Source organism: Paraburkholderia lebeckiae (assembly GCF_050436225.1).
GTDB classification, from domain to species: domain Bacteria; phylum Pseudomonadota; class Gammaproteobacteria; order Burkholderiales; family Burkholderiaceae; genus Paraburkholderia; species Paraburkholderia tuberum.
This window is the reverse complement of record NZ_JBNDLU010000001.1, coordinates 571,035-589,421: the sequence shown is the minus strand read 5'-3', so window position 1 is coordinate 589,421 and position 18,387 is coordinate 571,035. Positions and strand designations below refer to the sequence as shown.

Sequence of the window (18,387 nt, the reverse complement as noted above, 5' to 3'; positions counted from 1 at the left end):
CCGACCGCGCCGGTCGTTCTATGCCGGACCGGGTTCGGTCATCACCTGTTATTCGACGGGTAGAAGTCTCTGCCGATGTGGGGCCTGCATCACTCCGAAAGCTGACAAACGAAGTGCGTAAGTATTCGACCTCAGCGACAATCAAGTGATGCAGGTTGGGCCGGACCGAAGGCCGGTGTCGAGCGTGCACGAAATCGGCGAGCTGACCGGGTAAAGCCGGCCAGCCGTCTTCCTAAAGCTGCGTCACCGGTCCTACCTCGCGGAAAGGCCACCCGACGTCGTCTTGTTTGTGTCGCACGCGGTGCCATGAAAACTGGTCGCAGGCGGACTGAGCGGCGGAAAGACGAACATGAAGTTTGTCGAGTCGCTGCTGGTTGCGGCCGTCGCGTACACATATCCCGACGAACTGATGACCGGTGCCGAGCGTCCGCCGCCATGCCACTTCAACGTCGCTACGGGCTGCAATGTTGCGATGTTCAGCGTGGTCAAAGCGCCCGCTGTTGCGACATACACGAGGTTGCATGATGCGGCGGCCGGAACGATGGACTGGCCGGGCAAGCCGAGATGGCTGTTGAGCGCATTAGCATTGGAAAATCCTGCTAGGCCGCCTTTGTATTCGACGGCGACTAGCCTGCCATCCGGCAACCGCGTTGGAACGGCGGCTACGACGCCGAGATTGCCCGTAGAATCGGCCGCCGGCGTAAAATTCGGGCCGGCAAACGTGAGCCGGTTCGATTTGTCGCTGGTTGCGGCTACGACCGTATGACCATCGGGCAGGATGAGCGGGCCCGAGGATACTCGACGATTCGCGTCATGCACGCGGAATCGCTCAGTGAATCCCTGTGCCGGTTCGAATGTGTAGCCGACTACATCCTGCAGTGCGTCGGAGACCATCACGGTCGGCGGCTCCCCCTTGTCGCTCTGCCAGATTGCGACGTCGGATAGCGGCCAACCCGTGTCGGTGGGCAGGCAAACGGAGAAGTCCGTGCACGATGGAGGCTCCGAGGGAACGTCGAACGACCATGGCGGCAGCCAGTCGCCTGTCACCGTTCCGGGCGACGGTTCCGATACCAGGACGTCGCCCAGCACGGCGCCGCTGGTGGCGAACGCGACCAGTCGCAGAGAGGTGTACGCCGGTATGCTGTAGACCGCCGGCACGATGATGGTTTCGACGCCGTTGCTGCTCCAGATGTTCGGCGCAGCGTTGGCGTCACCACGGCTGCTGTATTTGGTATTGCCCCAGCGCTGTGGAAATGGCGCTTGATAAAGCCATCCGCCACCTGCAGAGAATTTGTGCAGCGTGGACTCGTATCGATAGACGCTCGTCTCTCCCGCGACGAGAACGCGTGTCTCGGCGACTACATACACCGATCCATCCACACCGACCACGGGCGAGGACGTCACCCATTGCCCGGTGGGAAGCTGACGGCTCCATGAGGGTGTTCCATCGGCATGGAATGCGAGCACCTGTCCGTTGAGATTGCCGATGTAGACCGTCCCGTCCGGACCTACGACTGGACCCGCGCCTGATGCCAGAGGGCCAATCGTCGCCGCGCGTAGCATCTCGGTAGCGGGGGCCGTGATGACCTTGACGAAGCCGGTGTTCGCCGCGTCGGCATGTGGATACCTCCACTCGGTGTATCCGACATTCGCAATCGCCGCAAGAGCGACAGCACACAGCACCGGTTTAATATTCATCACGGCCTCCTTCGATAACTTGAGTGACGAGCAGTGCCTCGCATTGCCCCGACCGTACAGGAGGCACCAGCTTTACCGCCTCAAGTCCGGCCATGCGCTTCGGCTACTCGCGTGAGCTATACGATGCCCGTCTTCGCAGCCAAGAGCAGACAGCGACTGACTCTCCGTAGCGGCTAAATGCACAGATCGGGCCAATCGCGCGGTGCACCGGCGAGTTCTAGGCTAACCGACTGAATTTGCGGGCTTTGCGTGCGGAGGTTGTTCTGTTCCGAGCTTGCGCCGCGCCGAGGAGAAAAGAATGGGATGGTGGTTTGAGTCAGACACATCGCTTGTTGATGTTGGCAGGCGCCCACGCTTGTTGCGCCGCTCGACGACGAGATAGACCGAGTCTCGAAAATCCAGCCTCGGTCACGTACGGTGCGCAAAAAGCTTAAAGTGTCGCTCGTCTGGCCTCCTGGTTCAGACCTATACCGTCCTGTCACAACGATGAGAGGACAAACTCGATGAACTAAGGAATCGCTGATTAATAGGCCATCCCGCGAGGTTGTCGGCGGCGCTGGTTCGGAATTTCCGGATGCCGAAATGAAGCGTTGGCAATTCTGGTGAGTTTTGACCTGAGGATGCGCCTCATTTCTCGCATTTTTCACACGCATGACGGACTGCTCCCATGAACCGACCGCAACCGGTTTCGCGCGATCACCAGGTTCGCCAGGGCGAACAGACTGAACAGTTGCGCCGTGTTCTTGGCCAGTCCCTTGTAGCGCACCTTGCGATGACGGAACAGGTTCTTGACGATATGAAACGGATGCTCGACCCGTGCGCGAATCTGCGCCTTGGTTCGCTCGACCGCAACCACCAGGTCCTTCAGCGGACCGTCCTGCATCGCCTTGATCTTTCCGCGCTTGGCCGCCACGCGCCACTTCACCGACTTGCCCTTCATTTCGTCGCGTTTGTCTACGCCGATGTAGCCCGCGTCGCCGAACGCTTCCTCTTCATGCCCGTGCAGCAGCGCATAGGCTTGCGAGACATCCGACACGTTGGCGGACGTGCCGACCACGCTGTGAACCAGTCCCGAATCGGCATCGACGCCGATGTGCGCCTTCATGCCGAAGTGCCACTCGTTACCTTTCTTCGTTTGATGCATTTCCGGATCGCGACTCTTCCCGGCGTTCTTGGTCGACGACGGCGCTTCGATGATCGTCGCGTCGACCAGCGTGCCTTCCTTCATCATCAATCCGCGTTCGCACAGCGAAATGCCGATCTCGTCGAACAGCTTCCGCGTCAGGTCATATTCGACCAGCAGGCGCCGGAACTTCAACAGCGTGGTCGCGTCCGGAACGTCCTCGACCGCCAGATCGATGCCGGCGAAGGCTCGCATCGCGATGCTGTCGTACATCGCGTCTTCCAGACCTTCGTCCGACAGGCCGTACCACTGCTGCAGAAAGTAGATTCGAAGCATCCGCTCCAGACCAATCGGCGGACGGCCACGCTCACCCTTCGGGTAGTACGGCTCGATCGCCGACAGCAACCGCGGCCATGGGACGACCCTCTCCATCTCTGTCAGGAAGCGCTGACGCCTGGTCACCCGCTTCTTGCCCGCACTTTCCGCTTCTGCAAAGCTGATCTGCCGCTTCATCACTATGGGTCCGTTCCGTGAGCTTCCTTCTACAACGCACTCGGACACCTCAGCGATGACGGCCGAGCCTGATAAATCAGTGTTTCCCTAAGGGCCGCGACGGCCTTTTCCATTTGACGCAGGCGCGGCGTCGCCACAGACGTGGCCTAGTCGGCCGATGTAGCGCCCTGCGTCGTGTCCATCGTCTTCCAGCCATGTTTGGCGAGCAACGCATCGGCCAGCATCCGCTGCGACGTGCGCTGTTGCGCCGCCAAGTCGGGTAAAGCCTTGCAGTGTTCGTCGAGTCCGTTCGAACGCCGAGGCAACCTGCAAGGCGCGCGCTTTCCCGGGCGGGTCAACCGGTTGGCCCAGGTTTCAGGTGCTTAGTACGGGGGACGAGTGGTCTTTCCTAGACCGAGAAATTGCATCGACGCTTGCAGGAATCAACCGTTGACAGATAGCGGCCACGAAGCGTCATTCGCCGGCTCGATCGCACGGACATTCAGGCGTCGGTTCCACCTAGGAAGCGGCCATTCAATTCGCGATGTTGATCGTTGCTTCATTGGCCTTTATAGCCGCCGCTCGCTCATGGGTGGAGGCCGTCAACACCGTCATCAGCATCCGGGTGAGCTTCGCGGCGGGTGTTTTCGACACGGACGTTGGCTGAAGGCACCAGGATTTTGCACGGCTTGCCCGGTTTACTACGACGGCAAAGTTACTACACTTGGTAAGGTTGGTAAGGTCGCGGATATCCGGTGCGCGGTCTTCTCAATGAGTTGCGCGCACTCCACGCTTTCGGAAAGAGCAGTTAGAGCCTGCGCACATTGTTTGTGCGGCGTAACTCGTCTCGTTGGTCCATCAACAGGAGGACCCAATCATGCAGACTGTTATAAGGCGGTATTCCGGAAAGGGTGCAAAGGAGTTATTCGATCTGCTGGAGAAGCGAACGACTGACGTCGAAGAACTGATGCGTTCGGTCAAAGGCTTTGTCGGCTACACCCTTGCACGCAGCGGCGATGGCGGATTCTCGGTGACTGTTTGCCAGGACAAGGCAGGCATTGATGAAAGCGTGCAAAAGGCGAAGGACTGGATCGCTAAAAACGCCGGAGACACCGGCGCGACCGGGCCGGAAGTATCGGAGGGATCAGTCCTCATTCACCTGAAGTAAGTAACTTCGGCTGGCGACTGGCAGCGCGTGAGTTCAGCGACCGGATTGGCAGGTACGTAACCGGCCTCAGCGGCTGCTCCTCACGCACACACTGCTTGCCAGGTTCGTCCAGACCGGCCTGAGCACGTTAATCAGGAAGATCCCACAGAGCGGATTGGGCAAGGTACGGCGTCTGAACCGGAGTGCGGATGGTGCACCGCTTGGAGTCGCCAGGCAAGCGTTGAGCAAAAACAATTACAACAGGCGGGAAGCAGATACCCTTTGCGTTTGTCATCGGTTCAGCCTTCGTACTTGAACCACAAAGACACCCGCGCACGGTATTCAACGACCTTGCCGCTATCGGGTGAGTTATTGATGAAAGATTGATGTTTTTTCGTCTCATCTGGCACCCGAGCCTTATGTGAAGACGAAGAGGGATCGGAGACAAAAATGCCACACGCGTTCCTTCCCATCCTGACCCGCCGGCCGCTGGGGCGCGCCGGGTTCGAGGTGACCACGCTGACGCTTGGCGGAGCCGGCCTCGGCGGCCGCTACGGCCCCGTGCCGGAGGACGCGGCGGTCCAGACGGTGCTTCGCGCGATTGACCTCGGTGTCAACTACATTGAAGGCTCCCCTTTCTACGGCGTGTGCGAGCAGCGGTTTGCCAAAGCGCTAGCCGCGATCGGCGGGCGCCCCAGCGGGCTCCACGTGTGCACAAAGGTCGGCATGCACCCCGCCCGACACGGCGATTACTCGGCGGGCGCCACCCGCTGGTCTGTAGAGGAGAGCCTCAAGATCCTCGGCCTCGATTCAGTTGATCTCGTGCAGGTGCATGCGACCGATGCCATCGACATGGCCGCCGTTCTGGGGCCACACGGCGCCGTCGGCGAACTCGAACGCATGCGCGACGAAGGTAAAGTCCGCGCCATCGCCTTCGCGATCCGGGGAGCCAGCTATCATCGCCAGGCAATCGCTTCTGGCCGCTTCGATGCCATTCTCATCCACGACGATTTCTCGTTGATCCGAAGCAGCGATGCCTGCGTGATCGCGGAGGCCGCCGCCGCGGGCATGGGAGTGCTCGTGGGGCGAGCGCTGATGACCGGTCTTCTTGCCGGTCCTAATCCCATGGTGAGCGCGCGCCTAGCCGCCCATCCTGACGCAGCCGCAGCGCTGGACTGGTGGCGATGGGCGCAGGAGCGCGGCGTGTCGCTGCAGGCCGTGGCGCTGCAATTTGCCATACGTCACATGGGCGTGAGCAGCGTTCTCGTTGGCGCCAGTTCGCCGCGGGAGATCGAGGAGAACGTCAGCGCCGCAACGTTCCCACTACCCGAAGACATCTGGGCGGAAGTCGACGAACGCATGCGGCGAATCGGGTGAGGGAGCGAGTGGAGCGGGACATGGCCGGGTTACCTGCTGGCACAGTCACTTTCCTCTTCACCGACGTCGAGGGCTCGACGCGCCTCCTCGAGCGATATCCCGAGGTGTACGTGACCGCTATAGCCCGCCACTACGCCATGCTCCGTGAGGTCGTGGAGGCTCACGGCGGGTGCGTGTTCGAGACAGTCGGCGATGCCGTCTGCGCGGCGTTCCCGGCGGCAACCGACGCGGTGGCGGCTGCGCTGCGCGGGCAGCACGACCTCCAAGCGTCGGACTGGGGAGTGCTGGGCGCGCTGAAGGTTCGGATGGGCCTGCATACGGGCGAGGTTGAGCTACAGGGGGATCAATACTTCGGTGCTCCGCTGCACCGCTGCGCTCGCCTCACCAGCACTGCTCACGGGGGGCAGACGGTGGTCTCCTCTGCGACCGCGGCGCTCGTGCGCGACGGCTTGCCGGCCGGCGCAGTTCTCCTCGACCTCGGAGAGTATCGACTCAAGGACCTGCTGCGGCCGGAGCGAATCTTCCAGCTCATGGCCTGCGGCCTCGCCGCCGACTTCCCGCCGCTCCGCACTCTCGGAGAGCGTCGCAACAACCTGCCCGTGGAGCCAACAACGTTCATCGGGCGTGAGCGGGAGATCGCAGCCGCCCGTGATCTGCTCCGACGGCCATATACGCGGCTCCTCACCTTGACCGGGCCCGGCGGGGTCGGGAAAACGCGGCTGAGCCTGCACGTTGCGGCAGACGCGCTCGACGAGTACGTCGACGGCGTTTTCTTCGTAGAGTTCGCGCCCGTGCCGTCCCCCGAACTCGTGGTGCCGACCTTGGCAAAGGTTCTCGGCTTGCACGAGACCCCCAGCCGGCCGCTCGCCGAGGCCTTGCAGGAATACCTTTGTGACAAGCAACTGCTCCTCGTGCTAGACAACTTCGAGCACCTTCTGGCGGCTGCTCCCCACGTGGCTGACCTGCTTGCGGGGTGCCCACGAGTGAAGGCGCTCGTCACGAGCCGCGAGGTCCTGCACCTGAGCGGCGAGCAGCAATTGTGCGTTCCACCCCTGGCCCTGCCTGATCTGTTGCGCTCGCAGTCCGTCGACGAGATGTCGCGCTATGAATCCATCCGGCTAATCGTGGAGCGGGCAAAGACCGTAAAGCCCAACTTCGAACTCTGCGCGGCGAACGCGAGCACCGTGGCGGAAATCTGCCATCGCCTCGACGGCCTGCCCCTGGCTATCGAGTTGGCCGCCGCCCGCGTGAAGATGTTTTCGCCCGCTGCAATCCTCGCGCGGCTGGGCCAGCGCATGGCGGTGCTCACGGGCGGTCCAAGGGATGTGGCGCTGCGCCAACAAACGCTGCGGCAGGCGATCACCTGGAGCCATGAGCTCCTGAGCACAGAGGAGCAGCGGCTGTTCCGTCGCTTGGCTGTGTTCGTCGGAGGTTGTACGCTGACCGCGGCTGAGGTCGTGGTCGGCTCGGCGGATTGCGCCTGCGGATCGGTTGCCGACGTGCTTACGGGCTTGGCCTCCCTCATCGATAAGAGTCTCCTGCGGCAGGACGAGCGGGGTGAGGACGACGAGCCGCGTTTCGCCATGCTCGAAACCCTTCGTGAGTATGCGCTGGAGCGTCTCGCTGAGGCCGGCGAGAGCGACACGCTCCGCGTGCGACACGCCGACTGGTACCTAACGCTGGCGGAACAGGCGGAGCCCGGCCTCATCGGACCGCGGCAGGGCGTCTGGCTCGACCGTCTGCAACAGGAGCACGACAACCTGCGCGCTGCCTTGCGATGGTTCGTCGAGCACGGGCCGGCCGAGCATGGGCTGCGGCTGGCGGCGGCGCTGGCGCGTTTCTGGCGCGCCCACAGCTACGTCACCGAGGCGCGTCAGCGGCTCGCCACGCTGCTGGCGCTACCCACCGCGGGACGTCGCAACAAGTCGCGCGCCAAGGCGCTGCACGCGGCGGGCTGGCTCGCCCGCGAACAAGGCGACTACGCCGAGGCCCGCACCCTCTTTGATGAAAGCCTCGACATGTATCGTGCGCTCGCTGACCCGCGCGGAATCGGCTGGGCGCTCGTTGATCTGGCCTTTGTCGCCCGCTACCAGGCCGACTACGTCCGCGCCTGCAAGCTCCTCGACGAGAGCCTGCCGCAGCTTCGGCAGGCGGGCGACAGTGAAGGTGTGGCGGTGGCGCTCGGTAACCTGGGGCTTATCGCGCGGGATGAAGGCGATGCGGGTGCCGCCGAGGTGCAGCTCCAGGCGAGCCTTGAGTTGTGGCAGAAGCTGGGTGATCCCATTGGGAAAGGGTGGGCGCTCACGGCCTTGGGGATCGTGGCTCGCTCCGGCGGGCAGCGCGACCTTGCCCGCTCGCGTCTTGACCAAGCGCTCGCGGTATGGCGCGAGATTGGCGACAGACAGAACCAGGCCAACGTGCTGGGGACGCTGGCGGCGCTCGCGCGCGACGCCGGCGAGTTCGACCGCGCGGCTGCCCTGTTGCACGATAGTCTGGCGATCCTCCGCGAAATGGGGGATCGGCGCGGGATCGCCTTCGTCCTGGAGGGATTCGCGAATCTGGCTGCCGCGCAGGGCTGGGCCGTGTGCGCCATCACCATTGCCGCTGCAGCGCAGGCCGTGCGCGAGCAGATAGGTGCCCCCGCGCCGCCGGCTTGGCGCGCCGAGCTCGACCGCACGTTGCAGCAGGCAGGCTCGGGCCTCAAAGCCGAAGCCATCGCGGACGCGAATAGGCAGGGGAGATCCATGACGCTACTGGAGGCGATCGGGTTTGCCCTCGATCTACGTGCGTAATGAGCGGGATGTGGGTATGTCAAGACTGCGACCAAGCCATCCGACGACACAAGGGCCAGGTGAGTCGCGGATACGATCGATCAAACGTTCGTGGGAAAACAACCTGAACTTACGCTTGTCCTTTTCGTCGCTCCGACTGGTTTGGGTATGTTTCGCGATGGTGTCGCGCGTCGTCTTGCCGACCTGGCTACCACCGCCGAGGCGCGATGCGCCGACTACGCCCCGATTGGTCTCGAGCGCGGATCTATGCCTGATCTGGTCGTGCTGGACGGCGACCTACGTGCGCGGAGCTCCTGATGCAGTAGGGATGTGGAAATTCGGCTGCCCCCCAGAGTGGGCCGCGAATCGCGTTGCTGCTGAAACCTTTATCTAATTAACAGACCTGGTCAGTCCGATGTCGGAATGTGGGTCGATATCGTGTCGGCGTCAACAGTCGTAATGGGTCTACCCCGGATAGATTGGGGCAGGTTGAGACGCTCGACCGGCAATTCACACGTGCATTTGGAATCCTGTTCTACCTTACAAGCGGCCGTCTGGGCCGCTCCGGTTCGAAGGACGGCAGTGGGTCGAGTGCAGCCGGTCGCGGTCGTCAGGCAGCGCCATGGCACGGCGCGAAGCCTGATGGTTCAGCACTTTTGGCCACCGAATCTTCAATGCTCAAACCAGCCGCCATAAGAACGCATCTCGGCGGCGCAGTCCAGCGTGTTCCGTGCGTTCGGCTCTGGCTGAGCTTGCCGGAGCCCAGCTATTTCCGTTTCCCAACAGCACGGCAAATTGCGTCCGTCCCGAAGGGAGGAGCCTAAAAATTTATTTGCTTTTCGAAACGCACTACTAAGATGAAGTGTTGGGCGGTTTGGGGGCTTTCGGGCTTGCTTTCCCTGGTCACAACATCCTGCGTTCCGCGACAACGACTTTTCCTTGAATAGTCGTGACAATTCGGTGACTCCGAACAGGAGGATGTATGTCGCACGGAACACAGCTCTGTCCGAGCATCGCTGTCATGTTGCGGGCCCTTTACGCACTGCTGCTAATTGCGACGGCAAACCCCGCCGCCGCGCAGATCATCAGCACCGTCGCGGGCCCCGGTCAGGGCGGCGTAGGTGCGGCCGGAATCGCCGCAGAAGCCATCGCGCTGGACCGATGGGGAAACATATACACTGCCGAACCGTCATTTCGCGTCGTTCGCCGCATCGATCACGAGAGCGGAATTGTCACGACCGTTGCCGGCAACGGGCAAGAAGGCTACAGCGGCGACGGCGGCCCAGCGACGAACGCCAGTCTCGACTATCCGTCAGGGGTGGTGGTTGACCGAGCAGGCAATGTGTTCGTTGCGGATCCATACATCGGAGTCGTGCGAAGGGTGGATCGAAAAACGGGGATCATTACTTCTGTTGCAGGTCCGGGCGTTGGCAGCGCCAACCGCGGCGACGGGGGGCCGGCCACTCAGGCCGCGCTGTTCCCAACCGACGTGGCCCTGAACCGGGAAGGTGATCTGTACATCGCCGATTCGGCGGCAGCACGCATCCGGCGCGTGGACCACGAAACGGGAATCATCACGACCGCCGTCAAGCTTGCGTCCAGTTACATCCTGGCTATCGCCTTTGGCCCGCACGGCGACCTCTACATAGTCGATCCCTCTCCGGCAACGGTCGTCCGGGTGGACAAAAGAACAGGCACTATCACCACGGTAGCCGGGAAGTCGCCCCTTTGCTCGGGGGCGGGCTTGATGGCGTCCGGGTGCTATAACGGAGATGGCATTGCGGCGACCGATGCTTTCTTGAACATCCCAACGCACATTGCGTTTGACTGCGCGGGTAATCTGACGATCAGCGATACCTTCAACGCCCGTGTGCGTCAGGTGAATAGGCAAACCGGCATCGTCACAACCATTGCCGGCAACGGGCAGGACTCCTACGGCGGCGACGGCGGCCTTGCCACTCAAGCTAGCATAGGCGGTCCCAGGGGGCTCGCGTTTGGACCCGAGGGCGATCTGTTCTTCGCTGGCTCCGGGTACATTCGCAAGGTAAGCGGCCTGCCGAAAGCCGGGCGCCGCTGCGAAGAACGTGATGAGGACCGCGACGGCGGCGATGCGGGGCGCCCCGGTGATCGCACCGATCGCAAAGATGGCGGTGCGTTGCTTCCATGGTGGTGGTGACACCGCTTGCGCTACGCCACTATTGCGCGCGCAGCAGATGATCGCGTGCGCGCCTGCGCCGGATGCGGAACAGACGAAGGCAGCCTGCTGGCCAGCAGGCTACTTCGGACCATCCCACCAGCTGCGACCGTCACAGTTCGTTAAGGCTTATTCGATGCCTGCCGTCGCCCGCAGGAATGTGAATGCCTCCGCGCGTGCCGGCAGGCGTCGAATAAGCCCGATGGAGGAAACCGCGGAGTGCTCCGCTGTGGTCGGAACTCGCCGCTATGGCGATTGATAGGTCGGGATGTTCAGCGATGTCGGATGCGGTGCGGCCAGGCGGGATGCCGGACGGGCGCTGACGCCGTAGCGAAGCGGCGCTGTCGTGCAATGACGATGGTGATGCGCACGCGGGAGGCGCCTTTCGAAGCGCCAGGCGCGAACGTCCGCTCGTGGGCCGCGTTGCCGCAAAGCCGACGGTCGGTTCAGATATCGGGGAAACGTTGTGCTCATGTCTGAGCCCGGCACATCGGCGGTGCGCGGATCGGGGCGCTGCGCGCGAGGATGTCGACGACGATCATCGGTGCGCCGCAGTGCCGGCAGATGAAGACGGGGCGGGTTGCGACGATGGCCTCGTCCGGTGACGGGCTGATTCCGGGTGCGACGTGCAGCAGATCGCGCACCTTCGCGAGACTGGCGCGGCGTACCGGGTTGGCGAGCAGGCCGTAGTGACGGATCCGGTGGAAACCACCGGGCAGCACATGGAGCAGGAAGCGGCGCATGAATTCGCCAGCCTCCAGCGTCATGGTCTTGTAGCGGGTGCGTCCCTTCGCCCGGTAATCCTTCCAGCGGAACGTCACGCCACGCTCATCGAAGGCGACGAGGCGCTGGTTGGAGATGGCAACGCGGTGCGTGTAGCGTGAGAGGTACTCGAGCACTGCCTTTGGTCCGGCGAACGGGCGCTTGGCGTAGACCACCCATTCGCAGGTACGCAGCGGCGCAAGCCACCGGGCAAAGGTGGCGGGATCAGCGAGTTCGGTGTACTCGCCGAAGAACTGCAACTGGCCATGCTGGTGGGTCACTTCGAGTGCGTCGAGGAAGCGCCGGCGGAACAGGCGTGAGAGCACGCGCACCGGCAGGAAGAAGCCGGGCCGGCAGGCGATCCAGCGCTCACCGTCAGGTGACAGGCCACCGCCGGGGACGATGCCGTGCACGTGTGGATGATGCGTGAGCGCTGAGCCCCAGGTGTGCAGCACGAGCGTGGCGCCGATCTGGGCGCCGAGGTGTCGGGGATCTGCGGCGATCGTGCGCAGCGTGTCGGCGGCGATGTCGAGCAGCAGGCCGTAGATGATCCGTTTGTTGTACCAGGCGATCGCACTGACGGGCGCGGGGAGCGTGAAGACGACGTGGAAGTATTCGACGGGTAGCAGATCGGCCTGGCGTGCTTCCAGCCAGCGGTGTGCGGCGCTGGCCTGGCACTTCGGGCAATGCCGGTCCCGGCACGAGTTGAAGGACACCTCTGTCCTTGCGCAGCCTGAACAGCGCAGCACATGTCCGCCCAGTGCCGCCGTGCGGCACCGTTCGATGGCCGACATGACCTTCAGCTGCCCCAGGCTCAGGTGTGTCGTGGCTCGCCACGCTGGCCCGTGACTGCGGAAGATGTCCGCAACCTCCAGCATTGAGGCGCTACGGCGCGCGGGCCTACTCGGAGGGCAGCCGGTCCAGCGGACTGGTGACCTCGTGCAGCAGGTCGGTGGCCACCTGGACATAGAGCGCGGTGTTCTCCAGCTTCGCATGGCCGAGCAGCACCTGGATCACGCGGATGTCCACCTTCTGTTCAAGGAGGTGTGTCGCGAAGCTATGCCGTAGCGTGTGCATGGACACGCGCTTGTCGATGTTCGCAGCCTCGGCGGCGGCATGAATGGCACGGTTCAACTGTCGCGTGCTTAACGGATCGAGCGGATCGAGCCCGGGAAACAGCCACCCACCATCGAGCATCCTGCCCTGCGCACGGGCCACGCGCCACCACACACGCAGACGCTCGAGCAGCACCGGCGAGAGCATGGCGTAGCGGTCACGGCGGCCCTTGCCCTGCTCGATACGCAGTGTCATGCGTTCGCTGTCGACGTCGGTGACCTTCAGCGCCACCACTTCGCTGGCGCGTAGCCCCGCGCCGTACGCGACCGACAGCGCGGTCTGGTGCTTCAGGTTGCCGGCGGCCTCGATGAGCCGCCGCACTTCATCGGGGCTGAGCACGACGGGTAATACGCGGGGCACGCGCACGGGTTGCATCCTGACCATCAGCTCGGGCCGGTCGAGCGTGACTGTGAAGAAGAACTTCAGGCCGGTGATCGCATGGTTCAGCGACACGGCCGATGTGCCGTGGTCGACCAGATAGAGCTGGTAGCGCCGCAGGTCCTCGACGGTGGCCGTGTCAGGTGAGCGCCCGAGAAACCGGGCGAACTCACGCACGATGTGCAGATAGATGTCCTGCGTCTTGGGGGCAAGCTGGCGCATGCGCATGTCGTCGCTCATGCGCTGGCGCAGCGGACTGACGTTTGACTGTGAGGAGGTCATGATTCGGCTCCGGCTGGAGAACGAGGCGGATTGCCTCATTCGCCAACATACGGAACCGCGATGCCGGCCTCTCTCTGACCACCGGCGTCTGACCGTAGCCCCTACCGCGCGAGCGGTTTAGTCCATCGGCCAACTGCGGCCACTGGCGTGCGATTGGGTCTAGTCATTCGAACGTCGATACTCTCCAGGTAACGGACGTTCGCGTCGGTATGATCTAGCGGCGAAATTCGCGCCAAATTGTGTCCTCGACGTGCGGAATGTAAGTCTTAAGGCGAGCGAAGCGGTCATTGGCGCATATCGCCTATTCTCTCTCACGCGTTGACGGCTGCCAGCGCACACGAATGGCCCGAATTTTCGTGAGCTAAACAGACGTCATCTCGCCAATGGGTCCCGCCGTATTCGCGGACGCGGTATCGATTTGCGCCATATGACTCTTTCGCCATGCAGCCGGCGGCATCCCGAATTCGCGCTTGAATGCCCGATTGAACGCCGGCTCCGACTCGTAGCCGACCTGCTCCGCTAGCGCGGCAAGCGACTTGCTTCCGATCAGGAGTTCATGCGAGGCGAGTTGCAGGCGCCACCGCGCCACGTACTGCATTGGGGGCTGTCCTAACAGGTCAGTGAACCGTTTCGCTAACGCCGAGCGTGATAACCCCACTTTTCGCGCGAGTTCATCAACGGTCCAGGAGTGTGCTGGCTGAGCGTGAAGCATCGATAGCGCAGGCCCGACAAAGCGATCGCGCACGCCCGCTAGCCATCCCTTCCGGTCTGCGGGCAACGTATCGATACAGCGGCGCACCGCCTCGACAAAGAGTAGTTCGGATAACCTGGCAAGGACAATCGCACTGCCAGCGCGCCGCTGCGCCGCTTCGGCGACAGCAAATCGAAGTGATGATTCAAGCCATGCCGATTGAGGATCGTTGCGCATATCGATCTTGAAGAGCCGCGGCAGCGAGGACAGCAACGGGTTCCCCAACGTACCGTCGCAGGCAAGAAAGCCGCACACCACACGCGTTGGTGGCCCGCCCCCGCCATAGGAGAGTGTCATCACCTGGCCTGGTGCCGTCTCCAACTGAATGGCCAGAAGTGGGCCCGCGAGCGTAGGAGAAAGGTGTAATGCGCTTCCGAAAATATGTGGTTCGCCCTGTGGCACCACCAGCAGTTCGCCAGCATTGAGGTGAATAGCCGAGCCGGGGTCGTCTGCCAGTCGTGCTGAACAACTGCCTTCGGTGATCAGATGGTACGAAACCACGCGTTCTGATCCTGGCAGGAAGGCGGCGCAGAGGGCCGCATCCGCCTGGCCAAACAGGCACCAAGGTGTAGTGAAGTCTCCGTTGAGGTACACGGCACCGCTTAGCCGCACAACCCGAAGGACGTCGGAAAGGGCATCCATTAACAGCGTCCGCTAATCCCGGCGTCCTACACAAGAGATCTGGACGCCTGGTCATTCATCGATATGACCTACGAGCTGATACTAGCACCCACGTGATCGCATAACAAACGCCTTTCAGGGTTTCGACGACGGAAGCGGAAGATTCAGTGCAAACCACCAAGACGACACATCATGAGTAACGAGAGCACTTACAAAGGCGGTTGCTTTTCTGGCGCGGTTCGATTCACGGTCATTGGTGAGCCAGCCCCACTGGGCTATTGCCATTGCGGTTCATATCGGAGCTGGACGGCGGGACCTGTCAACGGACATCTATGCAGCGGCTATTCCAGACTTCCCTTACGACGCCGGCGTCCATGTCCACTATCAGCAGACGAAACTTCGAATGAAGGACGGCCTGCCGAAGATGAAGGACGTTTCGAAAGAAATGGGTGGCTCGCGTCACGGCAGCCGAATAGCCCATTTGACGCATCAAGCGCCATTATCCGAGCGGCCTCAGTCGCCGTCCTGCCGGCTCTTCTTTGCAGGCCATAGCCAGCAAGACAGACAAAGGTACCGCGCTGCCGTACGAAAAGCAGGTTCCCGTCCAAAACCACCAGGAGTACAGTCATGTCCGCACTCGCATCCATTTCCTCACCCGCTGTCGATCTCGCCGCAGTCAAGACCCGCCAGCAAGCCGCCTGGTCCACAGGCAACTATGCTGTCGTGGGAACCACCCTGCAGATCGTCGGTGAGCAGTTGTGCGAAGCACTCGATCTGCGCGCAGGCAGCCGCGTGCTCGATGTCGCGGCCGGTAACGGCAATGCCACCCTCGCCGCCGCGCGTCGCTGGTGCGACGTGACCTCCACCGACTACGTGTCCTCACTGCTCGAATCCGGGCGGATGCGCGCGGAGGCCGAAGGCCACACGATCCAGTTCCAGGAGGCTGACGCCGAAAACTTGCCGTTTCCCGACGCGTCGTTCAATGTCGTGATGTCCACCTTCGGTGTGATGTTCACTCCGGACCAGGACAAAGCCGCCGGCGAACTCGCGCGCGTGTGCAAGCCCGGTGGCAGGATCGGCCTTGCGAACTGGACGCCGGAGAGCTTCATCGGACAACTGTTCAAGACGATCGGCAAGTACGTGCCCCCCGCGCCGGGCGTCAAATCGCCGGCACTGTGGGGCACGAAGGCAAGACTCGAAGAACTCTTCGGCGAAACCGCGCAGGAAATCCGCACGACCCGCCGCGAGTTCGCCTTTCGCTACCTCTCGCCGGCACACTGGAGCGAAGTGTTCCGCGCCTACTACGGCCCGTTGAACAAGACATTCGGCGCGCTCGATGCCGAGAGGCAAGCTGGCTTCACCCAGGACTTGCTGACTCTCATGGAAAGCCACAATCGTTCGGGCGACGGTACGTTGGTGCTGCCGAGCGAGTACCTCGAGGTGGTGATCGACCGGAAGTGATGCCGCGCTGTCGTCGCGAACGGCCTTACCGTATGTGCCGACCGTTCGAATGGCTCCGAACGGGATTAACGGCGCCGATCGGCCACGCAAACAGGCGACACGTTCTGTCTGTGGTGCCCGAACTATTGCTAAAAAGCGTGAGTGAACAGACGACACTTTTCCCTCGCATCGTCAGAAAAGGCCAACACGGCCATCAGCTAAGGTTTTGAAAAGAGCCGCATGGTCGATGCGGAAGTTCGGCGGTCAAATTGTGTAGTTACCCGAAGTCTGCGGCAGCCGCCACCGAGACCGGAACCGAGCTACTGGAGTAGACCATGCTTGCATTCCTTGCCAAGACGTTCCGCAACTTGCTTGAACGCGCTGAACATAGCCGCCGTGACGCATACCTCGAGTCCTCGGTCGATATATGCGACTTGGAACGCCGCATGCGCTCGATCGAGACCAACGGCTAGCGAAACAACAAGGCCGTAGCAGGACCAGCGACAGCTCCGGCAGTACCGCGACCGACGGCCGACATGTTGCGCATCTCGGCCGGTGGCATGGGTCAGTGCTTGCCGCGACAATTCTGACTATGCGATGTAGTTGTTTCTGCGCGGAACATCGGACCGGGTTCGGCCACCACCCGCCGTTCGCCGAGCAGGAGATGCTGCCATTAGAACGGCTGCATTACTCTGGAACCTGCCGGACGAGCTACGCAAGCGGCTCGGCTAATGCCTGCATTGAACCGGGTCGGATACTCTCTCGACCCGCGATCGGTGCCGACGGCCGCGGCCTAAGCCTCTGGGCACTAGTCCGACGGCTCGACCCCATATTCATCCTTCTACTGGGTTTTCGGACACTGCGTCATGCCTCGGACATTTGACGTTCATTCGCAAGCCGGAGGTGACGCAATTGTGAACTTTCATTCGCCGCCTGCCGTAGAAGATGGTGGACTCATTGGTGGCGAATTGCATCTCTCTCGGAGCACTGCGCACCTAGCGCACCTTCGGCAGAGTTAACCTAAACTCAGTGCGTAACGCATTTCGCAACAAGATCGGCCGTGTCCCCGAGGGGCATGTTCATGCGGATTTCAGACGTTGTCGAGGCACGGCGGGCGCGGATTTGCCGCCACCATCGCCTTGCGCAGCGAAGAGAGCTTCGTCCGCCATGCGCGTGAATCGCTGAGGGCGCGAGCGTTTTTGGAGTACAGGATTCAGTCGTCTCAGCACCGCGCGGATTGCTGCCGGTGCGTCTGCCGAAATTCTGCGAGGGGTGCAGCAGATGGGGACCCATCGCTTTACGCTGAGGGGCGACCATGCGCGCACTCGACATCATGACTCCATCCGTCGTCACCGCCACGCCGGATATGACCATCCACGACGCGGCAAGACTGTTCGTCAACAATCAGATCAGCGGCATGCCGGTCGTCGACGCAAACGGACAGGTCGTCGGTATGATCAGCGACAGCGACCTGCTTCACCGCGTGGAGAACGAAACCAGCCACGGGAAGCGTTCGTGGTGGCTCGAATTCCTATTGTCGTCGCCCCGCGAGCAGGCCGCGAGGTACGTGAGGGAGCACGGACACGTTGTCGGCGACGTGATGTGCGAAAAGGTGATTTCAATTTCCGAAGACATGCCGCTCCAGGCGGTCGCGGACCTCATGGAGCGCCGGCATCTGAAACGCGTGCCGGTGCTGAAAGACGGCAAGCTGGTCGGCATCGTGAGCCGGTCGAATCTGATGCGCGCACTCGCGAGCGTCGCGCCGGCGGCGGACTCCTCTCCACACGACGATGCGAGCTTGCGCGACGCGATCGTTCTGGAAATGCACGGAAAGCGCTGGGGGCTGTCAAAACAGGGCGTGCTCGTCAAGGACGGCGTCGCGCATCTTTGGGGCGTGATCGAATCCGAGGAGGAAAAGAGCGCGATCCGCGTTGCGGCCGAGGGCGTGCCTGGCGTCAGGCGCGTGGAGAGCCATCTGGAGTTCCCGAGCGGGATTCCGGCGCTGTAATCCGTACGTTACGCAAGACGCGTGCAGGTCGCCTTGCACGCAGTGAACGATGACGGAGATCGGGACGTCCACATTGGATCCGGCGGGCCGCTTGCGACGGACCGCCATCTCTCCACAGCCTGATTTAATGAAGCCCAGCCACCGGTTGGGTTTGATGCCGCGTCCCTACCCGACAGAGCAAGCGGTCACGTGGACCTATACTGGGGCATCTGGAGAGTCCAATGGCA

The 18,387-nt window shown here is 62.4% G+C and carries 12 protein-coding genes; 7 read left to right on the top strand and 5 right to left on the bottom strand.

Translation table 11 applies throughout. The annotated features are described in order from the left end of the window. Positions 1–252 precede the first annotated feature (252 nt). Together OKW45_RS02715 and OKW45_RS02710 are read right to left on the bottom strand one after the other, a co-directional pair. Positions 253–1,698 carry a PQQ-binding-like beta-propeller repeat protein gene (locus OKW45_RS02715; protein ID WP_018422284.1) on the bottom strand — a complete coding sequence of 482 codons (1,446 nt, stop codon included), beginning with the start codon at positions 1,696–1,698 and terminating at the stop codon, positions 253–255. A gap of 643 nt (positions 1,699–2,341) precedes the next feature. Further along, the gene (locus OKW45_RS02710) at positions 2,342–3,334 is read right to left on the bottom strand and encodes an IS5 family transposase (protein ID WP_018422560.1); all 993 of its coding nucleotides are present in this window, start codon (positions 3,332–3,334) and stop codon (positions 2,342–2,344) included. Positions 3,335–4,190: 856 nt separating this feature from the next. Between OKW45_RS02710 and OKW45_RS02705 the strand changes: the two genes are divergently transcribed. The 4 genes from OKW45_RS02705 to OKW45_RS02690 all read left to right on the top strand — a co-directional run bounded on the left by OKW45_RS02705 (position 4,191) and on the right by OKW45_RS02690 (position 10,784). Then, positions 4,191–4,481, top strand: coding sequence for a hypothetical protein (locus OKW45_RS02705; protein ID WP_429465754.1), 291 nt, complete (start codon positions 4,191–4,193; stop codon positions 4,479–4,481). Positions 4,482–4,910: 429 nt separating this feature from the next. Then, positions 4,911–5,837 carry an aldo/keto reductase gene (locus OKW45_RS02700; protein ID WP_429465752.1) on the top strand — a complete coding sequence of 309 codons (927 nt, stop codon included), beginning with the start codon at positions 4,911–4,913 and terminating at the stop codon, positions 5,835–5,837. 20 nt (positions 5,838–5,857) lie between these two features. Next, positions 5,858–8,629: a tetratricopeptide repeat protein gene (locus OKW45_RS02695; protein ID WP_429465750.1), complete on the top strand. Its 2,772-nt coding sequence runs from the start codon at positions 5,858–5,860 to the stop codon at positions 8,627–8,629. 961 nt (positions 8,630–9,590) lie between these two features. Next, positions 9,591–10,784, top strand: coding sequence for an NHL domain-containing protein (locus tag OKW45_RS02690; protein WP_018422966.1), 1,194 nt, complete (start codon positions 9,591–9,593; stop codon positions 10,782–10,784). Between the two features lie 488 nt (positions 10,785–11,272). Here the strand turns inward: OKW45_RS02690 and OKW45_RS02685 are convergent, their stop codons facing one another. From OKW45_RS02685 to OKW45_RS02675, 3 genes are all read right to left on the bottom strand, one after another. Continuing rightward, positions 11,273–12,442, bottom strand: coding sequence for an IS91 family transposase (locus OKW45_RS02685; protein ID WP_429465748.1), 1,170 nt, complete (start codon positions 12,440–12,442; stop codon positions 11,273–11,275). Positions 12,443–12,464: 22 nt separating this feature from the next. Continuing rightward, positions 12,465–13,340: a site-specific integrase gene (locus tag OKW45_RS02680; protein WP_429465746.1), complete on the bottom strand. Its 876-nt coding sequence runs from the start codon at positions 13,338–13,340 to the stop codon at positions 12,465–12,467. 361 nt (positions 13,341–13,701) lie between these two features. Continuing rightward, a complete protein-coding gene (locus OKW45_RS02675) occupies positions 13,702–14,733 on the bottom strand; it encodes an AraC family transcriptional regulator (RefSeq protein WP_429465744.1) in 1,032 nt (343 codons plus the stop codon). A 606-nt stretch (positions 14,734–15,339) separates the two neighbouring features. Here OKW45_RS02675 and OKW45_RS02670 point away from each other — a divergent pair. The 3 genes from OKW45_RS02670 to OKW45_RS02660 all read left to right on the top strand — a co-directional run bounded on the left by OKW45_RS02670 (position 15,340) and on the right by OKW45_RS02660 (position 18,160). Further along, positions 15,340–16,173, top strand: a complete 834-nt coding sequence (locus OKW45_RS02670) for a class I SAM-dependent methyltransferase (RefSeq protein WP_429465742.1) — start codon at positions 15,340–15,342, stop codon at positions 16,171–16,173. A 314-nt stretch (positions 16,174–16,487) separates the two neighbouring features. After that, the gene (locus OKW45_RS02665; RefSeq protein WP_429444182.1) at positions 16,488–16,625 is read left to right on the top strand and encodes a DUF3563 family protein; all 138 of its coding nucleotides are present in this window, start codon (positions 16,488–16,490) and stop codon (positions 16,623–16,625) included. A gap of 842 nt (positions 16,626–17,467) precedes the next feature. Beyond that, positions 17,468–18,160 (top strand): CBS domain-containing protein, encoded by a 693-nt coding sequence (locus tag OKW45_RS02660; protein WP_128592478.1) that lies wholly within the window; start codon positions 17,468–17,470, stop codon positions 18,158–18,160. Positions 18,161–18,387: the final 227 nt, after the last annotated feature.

What these genes read in the sequence shown, in the direction of transcription:
- OKW45_RS02690 (WP_018422966.1), top strand. Translation starts at nt 9,591, where the DNA reads ATGTCGCACGGAACACAGCTCTGTCCGAGCATCGCTGTCATGTTGCGG.
- OKW45_RS02680 (WP_429465746.1), bottom strand. Translation starts at nt 13,340, where the DNA reads ATGACCTCCTCACAGTCAAACGTCAGTCCGCTGCGCCAGCGCATGAGC.
- OKW45_RS02670 (WP_429465742.1), top strand. Translation starts at nt 15,340, where the DNA reads ATGTCCGCACTCGCATCCATTTCCTCACCCGCTGTCGATCTCGCCGCA.
- OKW45_RS02660 (WP_128592478.1), top strand. Translation starts at nt 17,468, where the DNA reads ATGCGCGCACTCGACATCATGACTCCATCCGTCGTCACCGCCACGCCG.
- OKW45_RS02675 (WP_429465744.1), bottom strand. Translation starts at nt 14,733, where the DNA reads ATGGATGCCCTTTCCGACGTCCTTCGGGTTGTGCGGCTAAGCGGTGCC.
- OKW45_RS02695 (WP_429465750.1), top strand. Translation starts at nt 5,858, where the DNA reads ATGGCCGGGTTACCTGCTGGCACAGTCACTTTCCTCTTCACCGACGTC.
- OKW45_RS02715 (WP_018422284.1), bottom strand. Translation starts at nt 1,698, where the DNA reads ATGAATATTAAACCGGTGCTGTGTGCTGTCGCTCTTGCGGCGATTGCG.
- OKW45_RS02705 (WP_429465754.1), top strand. Translation starts at nt 4,191, where the DNA reads ATGCAGACTGTTATAAGGCGGTATTCCGGAAAGGGTGCAAAGGAGTTA.
- OKW45_RS02665 (WP_429444182.1), top strand. Translation starts at nt 16,488, where the DNA reads ATGCTTGCATTCCTTGCCAAGACGTTCCGCAACTTGCTTGAACGCGCT.
- OKW45_RS02685 (WP_429465748.1), bottom strand. Translation starts at nt 12,442, where the DNA reads ATGCTGGAGGTTGCGGACATCTTCCGCAGTCACGGGCCAGCGTGGCGA.
- OKW45_RS02710 (WP_018422560.1), bottom strand. Translation starts at nt 3,334, where the DNA reads ATGAAGCGGCAGATCAGCTTTGCAGAAGCGGAAAGTGCGGGCAAGAAG.
- OKW45_RS02700 (WP_429465752.1), top strand. Translation starts at nt 4,911, where the DNA reads ATGCCACACGCGTTCCTTCCCATCCTGACCCGCCGGCCGCTGGGGCGC.